Below are 17,861 nucleotides of genomic sequence, written 5' to 3' on the forward strand. Positions count from 1 at the left end.
GGTGAGGGCCCGGGCCCTAACTCCTCCAGGCCGGCCGTCTCAGGCGTCGAGGGCACCGCTTTTCGGGGTGCGAGCGGGCCGCTGGAGGAGTTCGGGACCGCCGCCCGCTCCCGCGGCGGCGGCGGGCCAGGGGCGAACGCCTAGCGCCCGGTGCGGAAGCGGCGCGCTTCCGCGACCAGGGCCGCGAAGAGGCGCCGGTCGGCGGCATCCTCCTCCGGATGCCACTGCACCGCGACGAACCACGACCCGTCGGCGGCCTCGATCGCCTGGGGCAGCCCGTCGTCGCTGCGCGCCGTCACGGTCAGGCCCTCGCCGACCCGGTCGATGCCCTGGTGGTGGTAGCTGCGCACCGCGATGTCGCCGGCGCCGACGACGGCGGCCAGGCGGGAGCCCGCGGAGACCGTCGCAGTGTTGAGGGCGAAGACGCCCCCGCCCAGCTGGTACCGATCCGTGCCGAGGACATCGGGCAGGTGCTGGTGCAGCGTCCCGCCGAAGGCGACGTTGCCCAGCTGCAGCCCGCGGCAGATGCCGAACACCGGGATGCCACGGCGACGCGCCCCGGCCAGCAGCGCGAGCTCCCACGCGTCGCGGTCGCGGCGCGGCTGGTCGGTCTCGGGGTGCGGATCGGCCCCGTAGAGCGCGGGGTCGACGTCGAGACCCCCGGTGAGCACGAGGCCGTCGAGGCCGTCGAGGACCGCCTCCGCCGCGGCATCCGGCTCGATCTGCGGTGTGAGCAGCACGCCCGCGCCGCCGACGGCGGTGACCGCGTCGAGGTACACGTGCGGCAGGAACGCGGCCCGCACGTCCCACACGCCCTGCTGGGCGCGCTCCAGGTAGGTGGTCAGCCCGATGACCGGTCGTCCGCTTCCCATCGCCGAGCTCACGCGGCGCCGTCCGCGACCGCGAGCGGCGCGACGTCGACCGAGACGCGCAGCGTGGAGTTCTTCGCCTTCGTGAAGATGATGCCGCGCACCGGCGACACGTCACCGTAGTCGCGGCCCCACGCGACCGTGACGTACCGGTCGTTCGCCCACTGGTCGTTCGTCGGATCGATCGCGAGCCACTGGTCGGTGCCGGGCAGCCACACGGCCAGCCAGGCGTGCGAGGCATCCGCACCGAACACGCGCTCCTTGCCGGGCGGCGGCTGCGTCGCGAGGTACCCGGAGACGTAGCGCGCCGCGACGCCGTGGGACCGCAGGCATGCCAGCGCGACGTGCGCGAAATCCTGACAGACGCCCGCGCGGGCGCGCATCGCATCGCCGACCGTGCTGGTGACGGTGGTCGCCGTCTTGTCGTAGTCGAAGTCGCGGTAGATCCGTCGCATGAGGTCGGTGGCGGCCTCGCCGATCGGACGACCGGGCGTCAGTGAGGCGGCGCCGTAGGCGGCGGCCTCGGCCTCGTGCCGCACCCGCGGCGACTCGAGGGCGTACTCGACGGCCCGCCAGGCCTCGGGCAGGTGCGGGTTCTGCAGGGGCCGGGCGTCCTCCCACGGCCGCGCGAGGGCCTCGGCGTCGTAGGCGGGCTCATGCACGGTGACATCGCTGGATGCCGTGATGGTGAGCTCATCGTGCGGGTCGGTGAGGTGGAAGTAGGTGGCGGAGTTGCCGAAGGCATCGGTATCGGGCGCGATGTCTCCCGGCGCCGGGTCGACCTCGACGCGCGCCGACGACACCTGCTGCCACGGCAGCTCGCGGGGGACGAGGTGGAACTGCCCGACGCTGTCCTGCACCGGCTTGCCGTAGGCGTACGCCGTGCGGTGCCACACGCGGTACTGCATCATGCGCGGCTCTCCATCAGTTCGACGAGGGACAGGTCGGTCATCGCCACGGCCGGCGGGCCGCTCTCGAAGTGCAGGTGGGTGACGGCATCCGAGAGCTGTTCGAGCTGCGCCGTGACGCCCGCGAGGAAGTCGACCAGCACCTCGCGACGGCCCCCCTCGATCGCGCCCAGCGCCCCGACGTCGGCGGCGGTCAGCTCGGTCTCGAGGTGGTCGAGCAGGCGCTCCGCGCGCGTCGAGCCGGTGGATGCCGGCATGGCGGCCAGATGCTCGCGCAGCCGGGCCAGGGCGAAGGCGAGGGAGCGGGGGTTGCTGTGGTCCAGCAGCAGGAGATCGAGCACGTCGGCGGCCCGCATCGAGCCGCGGTAGCGTCGACGATGCGTCACGACGCTCTCGGCCGCCAGCAGCACCGCCTCCAGCACGCTGCGCGCCGCGCGCGGGCCGTGCCGGTCGGCGAGGGCCGTCGACAGCAGCTCCGACAGCTGCAGACCGCGCTCCAGGAAGCGACCCGCCTCGATCATGTGCCAGCCCGTGTCGCGGATCATGTTCGCCGTGATGCCGTACAGCGACAGCATCGCCGACAGCATCCGGCCGCCCGACTCCGCCGTCCGGTGCGGGTGGGCCGATCCCCGCAGGGCCCGCGTCGCCCGATCGATCGTCGCGAACACGCGCCACGTGTCGCCCGACAGCTGGTCGCGCACGCCCTCCATCGCCTCGCGCAACCGGGCGATCGAGTGGGCCGCCGATCCCGGGCGCCGCGCGTCGAGGAGCAGGGAACGGAACTCCGCCTCGGGATCGAGCGACCGCATGCCGGCGAGCCGTCCCAGCACGTCGAGCAGGACGCGCGGGCTCTCGGCGAGAGTGCCCGACGCGTAGGCTCCCGGCTGGTCGAGCTCGGTCTGCGCGGTGAGCAGCAGACGCAGGAGGTCTTCCGTGCGCTCGGCGTAGCGGCCGATCCAGAACATGTCGGCGTGGGCGCGGGGCGCGAGCGGCGGGATGCTGCGTGCCGTCGGACCGGGGGCGATCTCCGCCAGGTTCTGGTCGGGATCGTCCTCCGCCGCCTTCAGCACCCAGACGTCCTTCGTCCGCAGCGGGCCGTCGGGGCTCTCGCGGACGGTCGCGAGGCCGCCGACCAGCGGACGGTAGGCCGAGCCGTACCGCAGCGCGAACGCGCGCAGCGTGAGCGGCAACGCACCGATGCGCGCGCCCTGGCCGTCGGCGCCCGACGCCCAGACGGGCGTCTGCGACAGCGGGAGCAGATCCTGCCCGACGAAGCGGTGCGGAGCGGCCTCGACGCGTCGGGCGAGCTCGTCGGCCGGCAGGTCGCTGAAGACCTTGCGCGGCTCGTCGATGGTCCGGACGATCAGTTCCGGGTCGCCGTCGCGCAGGCGCGCGAGCACGGCGTCGAGCGCCTGGGGCTCGCCGCACCACACGGTCGGCACCGCGGGGATGCGCAGCTGCTCGCCGAGCAGGTGCTCGCACGCGGCCGGGAGGTACGGCAGCAGGCCCGGGTTCTCGAGCACGCCCGCACCGAGCCCGTTCACGAGCCGCACGCGGCCGCGGCGCACGGCCTCCGTCAGCCCGGCGACACCGAGTCGCGAGTCGCCGCGCAGCTCCAGGGGGTCGCACCACGCGGCATCCACTCGGCGGATGATGACATCGATGCGGTCGGTCGGGCGCGTGCGCGGCCAGCCCGCCGGCTTCATCCACACGTACCCGTCCCGCACGACGAGGTCGTTGCCCTGCACCAGCGGGAAGCCGAGGGCGGTCGCGAGGAAGGCCTGGTCGAACGCGGTCTCGCTCAGTGTTCCCGGGGAGAGGATGACGACGCGGGGGTCTTCGACCTCGTCCGCCACCGACGACAGCAGCGCCGCCCGCAGGGCGGAGAAGTACGGGTCGATGCGGTGCAGACTCCCCTCCTGGAAGAGGTCGGGGAGCACCTGCGAGATGACGCGGCGGTTCTCCGCCGCGAATCCCAGCCCCGACGGTGCCTGCACGCGGTCGGCGAGCACATGCCAGTCGCCGTGACCGTCACGGCCCAGATCGGTGGCGGCGAGCAGGAGCGGATGCGGGTCGACGGCGCTCGCCCGCGCCAGCGGACGCGTGAAACCCGAGTGGCCGAACACCACGGCCGACGGCACGATGCCCTCCCGCAGGAGGGACTGCTCGCCGTACAGATCCACCAGCACGGCGTTCAGCAGCTCGGCGCGCTGGGCGAGGCCGACCTCGAGCGGCGACCAGCCGGCGGCGTCGAGCACGAACGGCACGGCATCCAGCTGCCAGGGCTGCGGGCCGGACTCGCCGCGCAGATACGAGACGCCGTCATCGGCGAGGAAACGCACGATCTCGCCGTCGACGCGGTGGAGATCGTCGGCGGTGAGGCTGAGCGCGTGGGCTGCCAGCGCCTTCCAGCCGGGGCGCAGGCCGCCCTCGGCATCGACGAACTCGTCGTAGCGGAACGTCTCCGGCGGTGCCGACAGGGGCAGCGTCGGCTGCGACACCGTCGCGGCATAGTCGCGCAACACACTCACGGCGAAGTCCCCTCCCGGCTCCAGCGTAGGGGGCAATACAGTGGGTCGGTGACCCTTCCCGCCCCCTCCGACCCGGCCCGGCCGCCGCGACCGGTCGTCCGCCCCGCTCGGACCTCCGACGTCCGCGGCATCCTGGACCTGCTGGAGCCCTGGGTGCAGAGCCGCATCCTGCTCGGCAAGGAGATCGTCACGCTCTTCGAATCGGTGCAGGAGTTCGTCGTCGCGGAGATCGGCGACGAGCTGATCGGGTGCGGTGCGCTGCACGTCATGTGGGAGGACCTCGGCGAGATCCGCACCCTGATCGTCGCGGAGGAGTGGCTGCACCACGGCGTCGGCGGCGCGATCGTCACGCAGCTCGAACAGCGCGCTCGGGAGCTCGGTCTCACGCGACTGTTCTGCCTCACCTTCGAGGTGGACTTCTTCACCCGCCGCGGATTCGCCCCCATCGGCGAGCAGGTCGTCGACCCCGACGTGTACTCGCAGCTGCTGCGCAGCCCCGACGAGGGTGTCGCGGAATTCCTGGATCTCGCGCACGTCAAACCGAACACGCTCGGCAACACGCGGATGCTGAAGAACCTCTGACCCCCCGCGCGCCACGTCGAGGGCGGGGGATGCCGCGGCCTAGCCTGGAAGGGTGAGCACCCCGACGCGTCGCACACGACGACCCAGCCCCGCCGTGTACCGGCGGCGCCGGCTCGTGGCCGTGCTGATCCTGATCGCCGTGGTGGCCGCCGTCGTGCTGGCGTTCTGGCAGCCGTGGCGGGGAAGCGGAGAGCCGGCGGCATCCCCGTCGGCGACACCGAGCGCCTCGCCCAGCGCGCTCGTCACCTCCCCGGCGCCGGAGACTCCGGCCGCGGATGCCGCGGCATCCGAGGAGCCCGCACCGGCGCCCGACCCCTCGGCGAGCACCCCGGCCGTCGCGGCCTGCTCGACGGCGGACATCTCGGTGCAGGCCGTCACCGACCAGGACGTCTACGCGTCGGGCGAGCAGCCGAAGCTGTCGATCACGCTCTCCAACACGACCGCGGTGCCCTGCTTGATCAATGTCGGCACGGCGACGCAGTCGTTCGTGATCACGAGCGGGAGCGACACCTGGTGGCGCTCGACCGACTGTCAGTCGGAGTCCAGCGACCAGGTCGTGCAGCTCGCCGGCGGGCAGACGGTGTCGAGCGTCAGTCCGCTGCAGTGGGATCGCACGCGGTCGTCCGTCGACACCTGCGGGTCGTCCCGACCCCAGGCGGCGGCCGGCTACTACCACCTGTCGGTGTCCATCGGAGGCATCCAGGCCGCCGACACGAAGATGTTCGAACTGCGCTGACGATATCTAGATACTGATATATCTCTGAGTCTGAGAGATTTCTCACGTTCCTCGGTGCCGCCACCGAAGTGAGCGAGGTTACCCTTGTCTCAGCTCTCGGTGCGAGCCGCCGTCGCCCCCAACGACGGTCGTCGCGTCACCCCCAATGACCGGCATCTCCGGCACGAACGCCCGACGAGCTCAGGCCCTCTCGATCCCCCCAGCCCCCAATGTGGGGATCGAGAGGGCCCCTCCTTTCTGGCGACCGATGACACCCTCGTATGCTGGACGGATGGCCGGCAAGAAGCGCGCGAAGCCCCCGCTCGAGTTCCGCAACACACAGCTCGCCGACGCCCTGCAGACCCAGGACATGGCCGCCCTCGCCTTCGCACTGCGCCACGGTCCCACCGTGGCGCCGCTCATGCGGCCGGGCCAGCGCGACGACCCCCGCGACAGCGGCGAGGTCTGGACGTACCGCGACCCGAACACGGGCGATGTCGCGCTGCTGTTGTTCAGCGACGCCGCGAACAAACCCGAAGCGCTGCCGCCCGCGGTCGCGCTGCAGTCGCCCGCGTGGCTGCGCGCGTTCCTGGCCGCGCACCGGGAGGAGATCACGACCGTCTTCTTCGACATCGCCGGCCCGCATCCGATGCAGGCCGCACCCGGCGACCTTCTGGCGGCCCTCGACCTGGGCGCCTGACCGCGGCTTCGCCGCCCGGTCGTTGAGCGGGCTTCGCCCCCCCGGTCGTTGAGCGAGCGGTTCTGCCCCCGGTCGTTGAGCGAGCGGAGCGAGTCGAAACGCGGTGGTTCGGCGTTTCGACTCGGTCGCTGCGCGTCCTCGCTCAACGTCCGGGTGTTGGGGGTGCGGTGCTGCCCCCGGTCGTTGAGCGAGCGGAGCGAGTCGAAACGCGGTGGTTCGGCGCTTCGACTCGGTCGCTGCGCGTCCTCGCTCAACGACCGGGTGGAGCGGGGAGGATCAGAAGTCGGGCTGGTCGCCCGGCTCGACCGGATGCCGCTGCGTCAGATCGCGCAGGGCTCCGCGCAGATCGCGGGATGCCGTGTCGATCACCGACCGATACCCGACCCGGTTCGCCTCCGACCGGCGCTGCTCGTGGGCGGTCACGGCGCGGACCTCGCCCGCGAGGCTCAGCTCGCCGATCGCGACGAGGCCCTTCGGCGTCGCCCGGCCGGTGACGGCACTCGCCACCGCCAGCGCGATGGCGAGGTCGGCCGCGGGCTCGACCAGCCGCACCCCGCCGACGGTCGAGACGTAGACGTCCTGGTCGGACACGCGGATGCCGGCCCGCTTCTCGAGCACCGCGAGCACCATCGCCACGCGGGCGCCGTCGACGCCGCTCACGATGCGCCGCGGGTTCGGCCCCGACCCGGGCAGGGTCAGCGCCTGCACCTCGACGGGCAGGGCGCGCCGCCCCTCCATCGCGATCGTGACGCAGGTCCCCGGTTCGCGGGAGCCGTGACCGAGGAAGAGCGCGCTGGGGTCGGGTACCTCGGCGATGCCGCGGCTGGTCTGCTCGAAGCATCCGACCTCGTCGGTCGCGCCGAATCGGTTCTTGAGGGCGCGGACGAACCGCAGCGCCGTCTGCCGATCACCTTCGAAGTGGCAGACGACGTCGACGAGGTGCTCGAGCACGCGCGGCCCGGCGACCTGACCGTCTTTGGTGACGTGTCCGACGATGATGACCGGGAGATCGCGCTCCTTGGCGACGCGGATGAGCGTCGAGGCGACCTCTCGCACCTGGCTCGGATGTCCGGGCGCCCCGTCGACGAGACTCGAGGCGACGGTCTGCACCGAGTCCACGATGAGCAGTTCGGGCCGGGTCTCGTCGACGTGACCGAGGATCGTGGCGAGATCGGTCTCACTGGCGAGGTAGAGCTCGTCGTGCAGCGCGCCCGTGCGCTCCGCGCGAAGCCGCACCTGCCCGAGCGACTCCTCCGCGCTGACGTAGAGCACGCGTCGTCCTGCGCGCGCGGTCTGCGCGGCGACCTCGAGCAGCAGGGTCGACTTGCCGACCCCCGGCTCGCCGGACAGCAGGATCGCCGCCCCCGGCACGAGCCCCCCGCCGAGCACGCGGTCGAACTCGCCGATGCCCGTCGTGCGCCGGGGTGTCTCGCGCGTGTCGATCGAGGTGATGGGGCGTGCCGCGCGCGTCGGCGCGAGCGGCGCTACGGAATGGACGGGCGTGGACGACACGGCCTCGACAACCGTGCCCCACTGCTGGCACTCACCGCAGCGCCCCACCCACTTGGCACTCGTCCAGCCGCACTCCGTGCAGCGGAACGCGCTCGTGGTCGCGGTGCGCTTGGATGCCATGCGTTCAGGCTAGTCGCGGCATCCGACAGTGCACGCGCGGCGGCTGCCCCGCCGGTGCCCGCGACTCAGCGCAGCGAGTCGGCGACCTCGCGGAGGGCGTCGGCCGAGCGGCGGAACAGTCCGAGCTCGTGGTCGGAGAACGACGTCTCGCGGATCGGCACCGCGCCGGCGGCCGAGACGACCGCGGGCACCGAGAGGGCGACCCCGCTGACGCCGTGGAAGTCGTCGAGCACGGCCGAGACGGGCATGACCGCGTGCTCGTCGTCGAGGATCGCCTCGACGATGCGCGCGCTCGACAGTCCGATGGCGTAATTGGTCGCGCCCTTGCCCTGGATGACCTTGTACGCGGCATCCCGCACGTCGACGGCGATCTGGTCGAGCTCCTCGACCGTGAACTTCGGCTGGCCGTCCAGCGGCTGCCAGTCGAGGATCGGGACGGTGCCGATCGTGGCGTGCGACCACAGCGGGAACTCGGTGTCGCCGTGCTCGCCCACGATGTAGGCGTGCACGCTCGAGATCGACACGCCCGCCCGCTGGGCGATCTTCCAGCGCAGGCGGGAGGTGTCGAGCACGGTGCCGGAGGCGAAGATGCGCTCGTAGGGCAGTCCGGTGGTCTCCTGCGCGAGCACGGTCAGCACGTCGCAGGGGTTCGTGACGATGACGAACGTCGCGTCGGGGGCGACGTCGAGCAGCTGCGGCATCATCGACTTGAGGATGCTGGCGTTCACGCCGGCCAGTTCGATACGCGTCTGGCCGGGCTTCTGCTTGGCGCCGGCGGTGATGACGACGACGTGCGAGCCCTTGGCGACCGAGATGTCGGCGCCGCCGATGATGTCGCTCGACCCCGTGAACTGCGCGCCGTGCGCCAGATCGAGCACCTCGGCCTCGGTCTTCTCCGCCGCGATGTCGTACAGGGCGACGTGGCGGGCCGAGCCGCGGATGAGGGCCGCATAGGCGACGGACGATCCGACCGCGCCGGCGCCGACGACGGTGAGTTTCGAGTTCTCGATCACGCTCATGGCCCCAGTCTGACAGGCGGGGGATGCCGAGGCCACCGCGGCCGCGTCGGCGGTGGGGTCCCGGGACCGGCGCGGCCCTTGCGGGCGGCTGTCGAGCGGCGGACGATGGGCGGCATGACGGATGCCCCGGCCCTGCCCCCTGTCGTCGACGCCGACACCTGGCGACGCGAACTCGATGCCCTCCGCGTACGCGAGAAGGCCGCCACCCGCGAGCTCGACGCGATCGCCGCGCAGCGACGCCGGCTGCCGATGGTCGAGCTGCCGGACTATGTGCTCGAAGGGCCCGACGGCCCCGTGCGACTCGCGGACGTCTTCGGCGACAAGCCGCAGCTGATCGTCTACAGCCACATGTGGGCGGACGGGAAGCAGTGGCAATGTCCGGGCTGCACGAGCTGGACGGCCCAGTTCACGCGGCTCGAGTTCCTCGACGACTACGACGCGCGGTTCGTCATCGTGACGCAGGGGCCGATCGACGAGGCGCTCGCCTACCGGGAGCGCGTCGGGAACCGCATGGACTGGTACTCCACGGCGCACAGCCCGTTCGGAGCCGACATGGGGGCGCCGCCCGATGCGGGGTTCGCCGTCAACGTGTTCCTGCGCGACGGCGACACGGTCTACCGCACCTGGCACACCGACGGTCGCGGTACGGAGCAGCTCGGGCACCTCCACGGGCTCGTCGACGTGCTGCCGTACGGGCGTCAGGAGGCCTGGGAGGATTCGCCGCACGGGTGGCCGCAGCATCCGACGTACGAGGGCGGTATCGGCTCTCCCGGTATCGCGGCGCTCTACGGGCCGGGAGGATCGGCCGCGGGCTGATCCCGTCCGGCGGAGGACGGGTTGCGGATGCCGCCGAGCGCGACGAGGCCGCCGACGACGAGGAGCGCGGCCGTCGTGATCGCCGCGCGGTGGAAGCCCGCGAGATCGAGGGTTCCGCCCGTGATGGCCGCCAGTGCGGCGATCGGGAGGAGTCCCGCGACGCGGGCGACGGCGTTGTTGACGGCCGAGGCGATGCCGGAGCGGTCGGGGTCGGTCGCGCCGAGGATCGTGGACGTCAGCGGCGACACCGTGAGCGCGAGTCCCAGACCGAACACGATCATCCCCGGCAGCACCTGCCACCAGTAGTCGAAGTCGTCGGCGACGAGGAGCAGGAGCAGGGCGCCGCCGGCCATGATCAGCGGGCCCGCGGTCATGAACAGCCGAGGTCCCCACCGGCCCACGAGGGCGCCGATGCGTGCGCTCAAGGCGATCATGAGCAGTGTCGTCGGCAGGCTCGCGAGTCCGGCGAGGGTGGCGCTGAGGCCCGCGCCCTGCTGCAGATAGATCGCGAGCACGAAGCCGTTGAGCGACAGGGCGGCATAGATGAAGAGAGTCGAGAGGTTGCCGGCGGAGAAGTTGCGGCTGCGGAAGAGGTCGAGGGGCAGGATCGGATCGGGAACGTGACGCTGGCGCCACACGAACGCGGCGAGCAGGACCAGCCCCGCGAGCCCCGGCATCCAGATCGCCGGTGAGGTCCAGCCAAGGTGGGGCTGCTCGATGAGCGCGAACACCGCCGCACCGAGGCCGAGGGTGCACATGATCGCCCCGAGCGCATCGACGTGGGCGCCGGCGCGGCGCTCGTCGCGGTGGGCGAGTCGGGTGAGCAGCCACAGGGCGACGGCGATGGGCAGGAGGTTGATCCCGAACGCCCATCGCCACGAGGAGTTGTCGACGATCAGCCCTCCGACCAGGGGGCCCACGATCATGGCCGCGGTGGTGGATGCCGTCCAGATGCCGATCGCGCGGGAGCGCAGCGGTTCGTGCATCGTGGCCGTGATGAGGGCGAGCGAGCTCGGGACGAGGAACGCCCCCGCCGCGCCCTGCACCGCGCGCGCCGCGACGAGCAGCTCGGGGGAGGGGGACAGGGCGACGGCGACCGAGGCGATGCCGAAGCCGATGAGGCCGATGCGCAGCACGAGGATGCGACCGAACGCGTCGCTGACGGCGCCCGCGACGAGGATGAGCGCGCCGAGGGTGACCAGATACGCGTCGACGGTCCACTGCTGCGTGGACAGGCCGCCGCCCAGGTCGCGCGCGATGGCGGGGAGGGCGACGTTGACGATGGTGCCGTCGAGGAACGCCACGAATGAGCCGAGGATCGCGATCGCCAGCACCAGGCGCTGCGGGGGGCTCAGCTTGTCTGCCACGGTGTCCGCTCGGTCATGTCCTCACGCTAGGGCGCGGCACGGACATCGAGAAGGGGGTGGACAGGGCCGCTCGGGATGCCGCGTCCGTCGCCGGCCACACCCACCGCCTCGTTTCCGAGGAGATGACGCGATCTGAGGAGCTTTCCGGTCGCCGGGCTCCTCGGCATCCCACATCTCCTCGGTTCGCGGCGCCCCGCGGAGTGTCGTAAGCTATACGGCGGTGACGTGTCCGAGCGGCCGAAGGTGCAACTCTCGAAAAGTTGTGTAGGGTAACCCCCTACCGTGGGTTCAAATCCCACCGTCACCGCCACGGAGAACCCCCGCAGATCCCCTGGACACACTGGGATCGCGGGGGTTCTTCCTTCCCTGCATCCGCCTCGCGCCTCCGCCCCGGCCTTCCCCTCGTCGTCGAGGACGCGATGCGGCGCCGGGAGCCGCTGGCAGCGTGGGGGCTCAATGCCCGGATCCGTGACCCTCATCGTGCGGCGCTCGGTTTTCGTCGTCGTGTGCGAGGAGTCGCTCCAGCCCGCTGATGAAGACATCCAGGGCGAAATCGAACTGCAGCTCGCCGTACGAGTCGTCGTCGAGGTCGGAACTCGAGGTCAGGATCACCCGCAACGCGTGAAACTCCTCCTCGGGTGCTGAGCGCAGGGCAGCGCGCAGGATGCCGGGCTGCGGGTGGTGGCCACTCGTCTGGATGAAGATGATGTCTTTGGCCAGCGACATCGCGATGTTCGCCAGCATCAAAGACGCTTGAGCGACGTGCGCGGGCGCGAATCCGGCGTCGAGCATCATCTCCAGCAGGAGCTCCGACGGTCGGAGGAGGTCGAGTCCGCCTTCGAGGTCGTACCGGAAGTAGGCCACAAGACTGCCCGTCGACACCAGGGCGTCGCGGAGCGCCCGCGCATAGGCGCGGCACCCCGCCGACGATGGTGATGGCCGTGGCGGCGACCACGATGATCAGATACCAGAGGGGAAGGACGGGGTGTTCGCGGGCCACGACGGTCAGGTTGAACGTGCCGACCGCCGCCACCATCGCGCCGCTGGTCGCCAGCAGTACCCGCCGAGCGGCGCGCTCGGCGGCATCCGCGTCACTCACGCCGCGGTACCGGCACGTAGCCGTCTTCGAGGCCCCGCTGATACAGCTCGACCTTCGTCGCCGCCGGGCGGCCCAGCTGATGGTAGACGGAGCGGATGCGGCGAAGGTGATCGTTGACGGTGTTCTCGGAGATGAACAGCCGTGTCGCGACGTCCCGCGCGCCGAGCCCCGACGCGTACAGCGCCAGGACCTCGCGCTCGCGCGCGGTGAGCGGGGCGCCCTCGAGCAGAGGATCGGTATCCAGCGCCGAGGCCCATTCCGCCGTCGAGACGTGCTCGCCGCGCGACGCCGACACGATCGCGGTGAGCAGCCCCGCCGACGGCGCGGACTTCCTCACGACGCCGCGGATGTCGGCGCGTGAGGCGGCGCGCACGAGGTACGGATCCTCGCCGGAGGTCAGCACGAGAACCTGGGCGCCCCAGCGGCGCAGCGCCGCGACGTTGTCCGCCGGATGCGATCCGTCGCGCAGGCTCAGATCGAGCAGGACCAGTTCGGCACGTCGCGGGTGGCGCACCAGCTCGTCGACGGTGCGGGCGTGACCGACGAAGCTGACCTCGGGCGTCGCGGCGAGGAGGTTCTGCACCGCCATCGCGACGAGCTCGTGGTCGTCGACGACGGCGACGGATGCCGCATCCACCATCCCCAGGACACCTCTCTTCGAGCCGGCCCCCCGGCGGTGGACGTGCCGCACCTCGCGCCGCTCCAGGATAGGGGCAGGATTCGCCGCGTGCGCCGTCGACTCCGCATTATTACCGGCGCGCCCGCCCGGCTGCCGTCGGCCCGCATCGTCACGCCAGCAGCGTCTCCCCGATGTACCCGCCCGGCCGGCACCCGGGTGGGACGGCGAACACCGCCGAGCCGATCGGCGTCGTCCACTCGTTGAGCAGGTCGAGCTCGTCCAGCCGCCGCTGGATGGGAACGAACTGAGCGTCCACGTCGGCCTGGAACGACACGAAGATCAGCCCCGAGTCGGACACCTGCCCGCCGTCCGGACGCTCGTCGTAGTTGTAGCCGCGACGGAAGATCCGCTGTCTCGCATCATCGGGCCGCGAGCGGCGCAGGTGCGAGAACTCCGGGATCACGGGGAAGCCGACCGGGGTCTTCGCATCGAAGTCGGGCTCGTCGTGCTCGGCCGCACCGGTGAGCGGAGCGCCGTTGGACAGCGTGCGCCCGACGGAGTCCTCGCGTCCCGGGCGGTCGAGCCTGTCCCATTTGTCGAGGTCCATGTGGATGCGGCGGATGACCATGCCCGTGCCGCCGGCCATCCACCCCGCATCCGACCAGACGACCTCGTCGAAGTGGCCGGTTCCGGGCTGAGGGTTCGCGGTGCCGTCGACCTGGCCGAAGAGGTTGCGCATGGTCGTGCCCGGCGCGACCGTGCCGTAGGCGCGGCGGAACCCCTGCTGCGTCCAGCGCACCTCGGCGAAGCTGCGGGCGTCCTTCAGCAGCATCCGCGTCGCATGGGCGACCGTCAGCGGGTCGTCGCCCGCGATCTGCAGCAGCAGGTCGCCGTGGCTGAACTCGTCGCGGAGGCGATCGATGCCGAACGCGGGCAGCGGTCGCAGCCAGCTCGGTGCGGCTCCCTGCGCCCGGGAGACGAGCCCGGGTCCGAACGCGAACGTCACGGTGAGGCGGGCGGGTGCCGCGGCCAGCTCCGGTTCGGAGTCGGCCAGGGCCGGCCGCCCCTGCGTCAGCCGCTCGGCGTCATCGCTCAGCACGCGCAGGAGGCGGCGCAGGTCGTCGCGGTCGACGTCGGCGTGCAGGTCGAGCGCGACGAACGTCCCGTGCGCCTGCGCGTCGGTGTCGACGCCCGCCTGGTGGACGCCGTGGAACGGCACGATCTCGGTGCCGTTGAGCGGGACGGATGCCGCGGCCGGCGCGGCCGCGTCGGGAGAGGGGGTGAGGGCGAGGTCGATGCCGATGGCGGCGGCGGCGCCGACGCCGGCGACAGCTCCTCCGAGGAGGAACTGCCGCCGGGTCGACGCCGATCGACGGGCGCCCGTGTCGGGCGCGGCCATCAGTTGCTCGGCGTGGGGCTCGGGCTCATGTCCATCTCGCCGCCCTGGTAGGTCTCGTTGGCACCGGAGTAGTCCTTGACCGGGGCCGAGAACGCCGCCGTGGAACCGTCGGAGAACGTCAGCGTGAAGCGGGTCTCCTCACCCGCCTTCAGCGGCGCGGTCAGGTCCATCAGCATGATGTGGTTGCCGCCCGGCTGCAGCACGAGCTCACCGCCGGCCGGAATCACGAAACCGCCGTCCTTCTCCTTCATGACCATCGCGCCCGAGGCGTCGGAGACGGTCTCGTGCAGCTGCAGCATGGAGGAGGCCGGGGAGGTCGCCGACACGAGGGTGATCGGCGCGGACGAGTCGTTGCGGAGGGTGCCGAAGGCGGCGGACATGCCGGAGTCGGCAGCCTTGACCCAGGCGTCGGAGATCGTCACGGCGGCGCCGGCGTCGGCGGTCGTCGCGGAGGCGGACGGCGTCGATCCGGCGGAGGAGCTCGTGCTGGCGCAGCCCGCGAAGGCCAGGAGGCCGACGCTCAGGAGGGCGCCGGCGCGGGCGGCGACGCTCAGGCGGGTGCGGGTGGTGGTGTGGATGCTCACGAGGAGGTGCCTTTCTGTCGGCGGAGGAAGTGGAAAGCGGCGTAGGCGGCGACGGCGATGATCGCCCCGCCCGCGCCGACCAGCAGGATCCGGATGATCCCCTGGTCCTCTCGTGCGCCCTGATCCTGTGTGGTGGTGTCCTGTGCGTCCGCGGCCGTTCCGGCATCCGTCGATGTCGACGGGGCCGTGGCCGCCGGCGTCCGCGTCAACGGCTCGGCGCCGCCGACCGTGAACGGGATGATCCCGCTGATCGGATGCCCGTCCTGCGAGACGACACGCCAGCGGATCTCGTAACCGCCGGTCGGCAGCTGCGGGTCGAGGCTCACCGTCACCGTGCCGTCGCGCACGACGGGGGCGTCGGCGACCCAGTCGCGGTCCGCTCCGTCCGCGACGATCACGGCGGCGCCGATCGTCAGCACGTCGGCCGAGAAGGTGAGTGTCACCTCCGCCGGGGCGTCGGTGAGCGCCTCCCCGGATGCCGGGGTGCTGCCGAGCAGCTCATCGTGGGCTGCCGCGGGCAGGGCGGTGACGAGCACCGACGTGCCGGCGAGGGCCACGGCGAGCAGCAGCGTGCGAAGACGGGTGCGGAAACGGGAAGACGACATGGAACGACCACCGATCGATCGCGCGCTCACGACGCAGGTGCGAGCGCACAGCGGATCCGCGCCCGGACATCGCGTCGCGGGCGGGGACAGGGATCAGAGCGCGGGGGCGAGCGGGGGTCCGCGGCGGCGACCGTCGACGACGTGCGCGGCGGGGCGGACCCTCCAGGCGACCGCGTCGGCCGCACGGGCGGCGGGAACGGGACGGGCGATGACGGTACGGGCCCGCGCGACCGCGCGGCGGGCCCAGGCGCGGATGTCACGGGCCAGCTGCAGCAGGGCGCGGATGGTGCGCTCGCCGCGGTACAGCGCAGCGGTCGTGACGAGCGCGGCCGCCGCGTGCAGCGCCCACATCAGCGGGTCGGCGCACAGCGCCGACACGAGTGCGCTCGCAGACGTGGTGGTGACGGCATCCGCGGACATCGCCATCGCACCGTGATCGTGGTGCGAGATCGCCGGGGCGGCGCCGGAGACGGGGGCGCCCATCACGAACAGGGTGTGGAACAGCAGCTGGCTCGCCACGACGCTCAGCCCGAGTCGCACCGCGGAGAGCGTCCGGCCGGCGAGGAGCGTCGACACCATGAGCGCCAGCATCCACGGGGCGACGATCCCGAACGGTCCGGGAACCGACCCGCCGGCGACGACGTGCGACACGAGCGCCGTGAACGTCGCGACGGAGGCGACGACGGCACCCCGCGCGACGCGCGGAGTCCGGGAGCGTCGCATGCGCCCAGTCTGCCAGGTCGTGCCGCGACCTCAGCGGCGCCGCTTGGCCGCTTCCGTCGCCTGCCGCTCGGCGATGACCGGATGGGTGCCGGTGTAGCCCTCGCGCGCGGCGACGGCCGCCTGGATCTTGCCGCGGGCGGCGAACCAGCCGATGATCAGCGCCGGGATGAGCACGATCAGCGAGGCGAGCACCCACCGTCCCGTCTCCGAGAAGCCCATCGTCACGAGCACGAAGAAGAGGAACGCCAGCGTCAGGTACGACGTGTACGGCGCTCCGAACAGACGGAACGACGGCCGCTGGAGCCTGCCCTCCTTCGCCCACTTCACGAGCTTGAGCTGGCAGAGGATGATCGTCGCCCACCCGCCGATGATGCCGAGGGCCGACACCTCCAGCACGATCTCGAACGCCTGCGACGGCCAGAGCGCGTTGATGCCGACGCCCGCGAGCGTGATGACGGCCGTCAGCAGGATGCCGCCGTATGGCACGCCGTTGCGGCTCATCGCCGCGGTGAACGCCGGCGCCGACCCGTTGACCGACATCGAGCGCAGGATGCGGCCCGTCGAGTACAGGCCCGCGTTGAGGCTCGACAGCGCCGCCGTGAGGACGACGAAGTTCATGACCGAGCCGGCGATCGCGCCGGTCTGCGGCGAGCCGATGTGCGAGAAGAAGGTGACGAACGGCGACTGCCCGGCCTCGTAGGTGCCGAACGGCAGCAGCAGCGACAGCAGCAGGATCGAGCCGACGTAGAAGACGGCGATGCGGATGACGACCGTGTTGATCGCCTTCGGCATGACCTTCTCGGGGTTCTCCGTCTCGCCGGCGGCCGTGCCGACGAGTTCGATGGCCGCGTAGGCGAAGACCACGCCGGAGATGGCCAGCAGGGGTGCGACGACACCCATCGGGAAGAGACCGCCGTTGTCCGAGATGACGCTGAAGCCGGTGGGCCCGACATCCGTCGCGCCGCCGAAGATCAGGAAGCAGGTGCCGACGATGAGGAAGATCACGAGGGCCGCGACCTTGATGAGGGCGAACCAGAACTCCATCTCGCCGAAGAGCTTGACGCTCACCAGGTTCAGCGACAGCACGACGACAAGGGCCACGAGGGCGATCAGCCACTGCGGGATCTGCTGCAGCGGCTCCCAGTACTGCGCCCAGAACTTGACGTAGAGGGCGGCCGCGGTCACGTCGACGATCGAGGTCATCGCCCAGTTGAGGAAGTACATCCACCCGGCGCCGAACGCGAGCTTCTCGCCGTAGAACTCGCGGGCGTAGGACACGAACGACCCCGACGACGGGCGGTGCAGCACGAGCTCCCCGAGCGCGCGCAGGATGAGGAACGCGAAGAAGCCGCAGACCGCGTAGACCAGGATCAGCGACGGTCCGCTCGAGGCGAGACGGCCACCGGCGCCCATGAACAGACCGGTGCCGATGGCGCCGCCGATCGCGATCATCTGGATCTGTCGCGGGCGCAGGGTCTTGTGGTAGCCCGCATCCTCGCTGGAGAAGTCCTGCACCGCTTCGGTGCGATCGCCCGTCAGCTCGCGCGCGTTCTCGCGGGCGTCCTCCGGGTCCAACCCGGACGTCGGCTCGTTGTGCGTCATCCCGCAATCATGGATGCCGTGCGTTTCGGTGCCGTGACGCGTGGCCACGCGTGTCGTGAAAAACCAGCCGATGGTCGGGGGTGGGTGGGGG

General features: G+C 71.7%; 17 protein-coding genes and 1 tRNA gene. 5 read left to right on the plus strand and 13 right to left on the minus strand.

Annotated elements, in window-relative coordinates:
- Positions 1–140: 140 nt before the first annotated feature.
- The 3 genes from AC1Q49_RS14400 to AC1Q49_RS14410 are packed head-to-tail and all read right to left on the minus strand — an operon-like array spanning position 141 to position 4,308.
- On the minus strand, positions 141–872 hold the full coding sequence (locus AC1Q49_RS14400) for a gamma-glutamyl-gamma-aminobutyrate hydrolase family protein (protein ID WP_492493002.1): 732 nt from the start codon (positions 870–872) through the stop codon (positions 141–143).
- A gap of 8 nt (positions 873–880) precedes the next feature.
- Positions 881–1,780 (minus strand): transglutaminase family protein, encoded by a 900-nt coding sequence (locus AC1Q49_RS14405; RefSeq protein ID WP_492492983.1) that lies wholly within the window; start codon positions 1,778–1,780, stop codon positions 881–883.
- A complete protein-coding gene (locus AC1Q49_RS14410; protein WP_492492985.1) occupies positions 1,777–4,308 on the minus strand; it encodes a circularly permuted type 2 ATP-grasp protein in 2,532 nt (843 codons plus the stop codon). The genes AC1Q49_RS14405 and AC1Q49_RS14410 overlap by 4 nt, the downstream gene beginning before the upstream one ends.
- A 48-nt stretch (positions 4,309–4,356) precedes the next feature.
- Here AC1Q49_RS14410 and AC1Q49_RS14415 point away from each other — a divergent pair, with 48 nt between their 5' ends.
- From AC1Q49_RS14415 to AC1Q49_RS14425, 3 genes are all read left to right on the plus strand, one after another.
- Positions 4,357–4,890 carry an amino-acid N-acetyltransferase gene (locus tag AC1Q49_RS14415; protein WP_492492987.1) on the plus strand — a complete coding sequence of 178 codons (534 nt, stop codon included), beginning with the start codon at positions 4,357–4,359 and terminating at the stop codon, positions 4,888–4,890.
- 52 nt (positions 4,891–4,942) lie between these two features.
- The gene (locus AC1Q49_RS14420; RefSeq protein ID WP_198553643.1) at positions 4,943–5,626 is read left to right on the plus strand and encodes a hypothetical protein; all 684 of its coding nucleotides are present in this window, start codon (positions 4,943–4,945) and stop codon (positions 5,624–5,626) included.
- Positions 5,627–5,897: 271 nt separating this feature from the next.
- Positions 5,898–6,305, plus strand: a complete 408-nt coding sequence (locus tag AC1Q49_RS14425) for a dehydrogenase (RefSeq protein WP_191009148.1) — start codon at positions 5,898–5,900, stop codon at positions 6,303–6,305.
- A 276-nt stretch (positions 6,306–6,581) separates the two neighbouring features.
- Here the strand turns inward: AC1Q49_RS14425 and radA are convergent, their stop codons facing one another.
- Together radA and AC1Q49_RS14435 are read right to left on the minus strand one after the other, a co-directional pair.
- On the minus strand, positions 6,582–7,937 hold the full coding sequence (gene radA / locus AC1Q49_RS14430; protein WP_492492990.1) for a DNA repair protein RadA: 1,356 nt from the start codon (positions 7,935–7,937) through the stop codon (positions 6,582–6,584).
- Positions 7,938–8,002: 65 nt separating this feature from the next.
- Positions 8,003–8,956 carry an L-lactate dehydrogenase gene (locus AC1Q49_RS14435; protein ID WP_101306964.1) on the minus strand — a complete coding sequence of 318 codons (954 nt, stop codon included), beginning with the start codon at positions 8,954–8,956 and terminating at the stop codon, positions 8,003–8,005.
- A 114-nt stretch (positions 8,957–9,070) separates the two neighbouring features.
- Between AC1Q49_RS14435 and AC1Q49_RS14440 the strand changes: the two genes are divergently transcribed.
- Positions 9,071–9,772, plus strand: a complete 702-nt coding sequence (locus tag AC1Q49_RS14440) for a DUF899 domain-containing protein (RefSeq protein WP_060960561.1) — start codon at positions 9,071–9,073, stop codon at positions 9,770–9,772.
- On the opposite strand, the gene AC1Q49_RS14445 is transcribed toward AC1Q49_RS14440, so the two are convergent.
- The gene (locus AC1Q49_RS14445) at positions 9,742–11,139 is read right to left on the minus strand and encodes an MFS transporter (protein WP_492492993.1); all 1,398 of its coding nucleotides are present in this window, start codon (positions 11,137–11,139) and stop codon (positions 9,742–9,744) included. The genes AC1Q49_RS14440 and AC1Q49_RS14445 overlap by 31 nt on opposite strands.
- A gap of 219 nt (positions 11,140–11,358) precedes the next feature.
- Here AC1Q49_RS14445 and AC1Q49_RS14450 point away from each other — a divergent pair.
- Positions 11,359–11,449 (plus strand) — tRNA-Ser (locus AC1Q49_RS14450).
- A 143-nt stretch (positions 11,450–11,592) separates the two neighbouring features.
- Here the strand turns inward: AC1Q49_RS14450 and AC1Q49_RS14455 are convergent.
- The 7 genes from AC1Q49_RS14455 to AC1Q49_RS14485 all read right to left on the minus strand — a co-directional run bounded on the left by AC1Q49_RS14455 (position 11,593) and on the right by AC1Q49_RS14485 (position 17,770).
- Positions 11,593–11,934, minus strand: a complete 342-nt coding sequence (locus tag AC1Q49_RS14455; RefSeq protein ID WP_492492995.1) for a hypothetical protein — start codon at positions 11,932–11,934, stop codon at positions 11,593–11,595.
- A gap of 296 nt (positions 11,935–12,230) precedes the next feature.
- Positions 12,231–12,878 carry a LuxR C-terminal-related transcriptional regulator gene (locus AC1Q49_RS14460; RefSeq protein WP_101306957.1) on the minus strand — a complete coding sequence of 216 codons (648 nt, stop codon included), beginning with the start codon at positions 12,876–12,878 and terminating at the stop codon, positions 12,231–12,233.
- Between the two features lie 148 nt (positions 12,879–13,026).
- Positions 13,027–14,256: a Dyp-type peroxidase gene (locus tag AC1Q49_RS14465; protein ID WP_191009138.1), complete on the minus strand. Its 1,230-nt coding sequence runs from the start codon at positions 14,254–14,256 to the stop codon at positions 13,027–13,029.
- A complete protein-coding gene (locus AC1Q49_RS14470) occupies positions 14,256–14,840 on the minus strand; it encodes a copper chaperone PCu(A)C (protein WP_231735169.1) in 585 nt (194 codons plus the stop codon). Before AC1Q49_RS14470 ends, AC1Q49_RS14465 begins: the two co-directional genes overlap by 1 nt.
- Positions 14,837–15,445 carry a copper resistance CopC family protein gene (locus AC1Q49_RS14475; protein ID WP_492492998.1) on the minus strand — a complete coding sequence of 203 codons (609 nt, stop codon included), beginning with the start codon at positions 15,443–15,445 and terminating at the stop codon, positions 14,837–14,839. Before AC1Q49_RS14475 ends, AC1Q49_RS14470 begins: the two co-directional genes overlap by 4 nt.
- Before the next feature lie 93 nt (positions 15,446–15,538).
- The gene (locus AC1Q49_RS14480; protein WP_492493000.1) at positions 15,539–16,168 is read right to left on the minus strand and encodes a hypothetical protein; all 630 of its coding nucleotides are present in this window, start codon (positions 16,166–16,168) and stop codon (positions 15,539–15,541) included.
- A 30-nt stretch (positions 16,169–16,198) separates the two neighbouring features.
- On the minus strand, positions 16,199–17,770 hold the full coding sequence (locus AC1Q49_RS14485; RefSeq protein WP_060960593.1) for an amino acid permease: 1,572 nt from the start codon (positions 17,768–17,770) through the stop codon (positions 16,199–16,201).
- Between the last annotated feature and the right edge of the window lie 91 nt (positions 17,771–17,861).

The sequence above is a fragment of the Microbacterium sp. MPR-TSA4 genome (assembly GCF_058792815.1).

Bases quoted from the DNA above. Each gene is read 5' to 3' on its own strand.
- AC1Q49_RS14455 (WP_492492995.1), bottom strand. From the start codon at position 11,934: ATGATGCTCGACGCCGGATTCGCGCCCGCGCACGTCGCTCAAGCGTCT.
- AC1Q49_RS14405 (WP_492492983.1), bottom strand. From the start codon at position 1,780: ATGATGCAGTACCGCGTGTGGCACCGCACGGCGTACGCCTACGGCAAG.
- AC1Q49_RS14425 (WP_191009148.1), top strand. From the start codon at position 5,898: ATGGCCGGCAAGAAGCGCGCGAAGCCCCCGCTCGAGTTCCGCAACACA.
- AC1Q49_RS14485 (WP_060960593.1), bottom strand. From the start codon at position 17,770: ATGACGCACAACGAGCCGACGTCCGGGTTGGACCCGGAGGACGCCCGC.
- AC1Q49_RS14465 (WP_191009138.1), bottom strand. From the start codon at position 14,256: ATGGCCGCGCCCGACACGGGCGCCCGTCGATCGGCGTCGACCCGGCGG.
- AC1Q49_RS14475 (WP_492492998.1), bottom strand. From the start codon at position 15,445: ATGTCGTCTTCCCGTTTCCGCACCCGTCTTCGCACGCTGCTGCTCGCC.
- AC1Q49_RS14440 (WP_060960561.1), top strand. From the start codon at position 9,071: ATGACGGATGCCCCGGCCCTGCCCCCTGTCGTCGACGCCGACACCTGG.
- AC1Q49_RS14480 (WP_492493000.1), bottom strand. From the start codon at position 16,168: ATGCGACGCTCCCGGACTCCGCGCGTCGCGCGGGGTGCCGTCGTCGCC.
- AC1Q49_RS14435 (WP_101306964.1), bottom strand. From the start codon at position 8,956: ATGAGCGTGATCGAGAACTCGAAACTCACCGTCGTCGGCGCCGGCGCG.
- AC1Q49_RS14400 (WP_492493002.1), bottom strand. From the start codon at position 872: ATGGGAAGCGGACGACCGGTCATCGGGCTGACCACCTACCTGGAGCGC.
- radA (WP_492492990.1), bottom strand. From the start codon at position 7,937: ATGGCATCCAAGCGCACCGCGACCACGAGCGCGTTCCGCTGCACGGAG.
- AC1Q49_RS14460 (WP_101306957.1), bottom strand. From the start codon at position 12,878: ATGGTGGATGCGGCATCCGTCGCCGTCGTCGACGACCACGAGCTCGTC.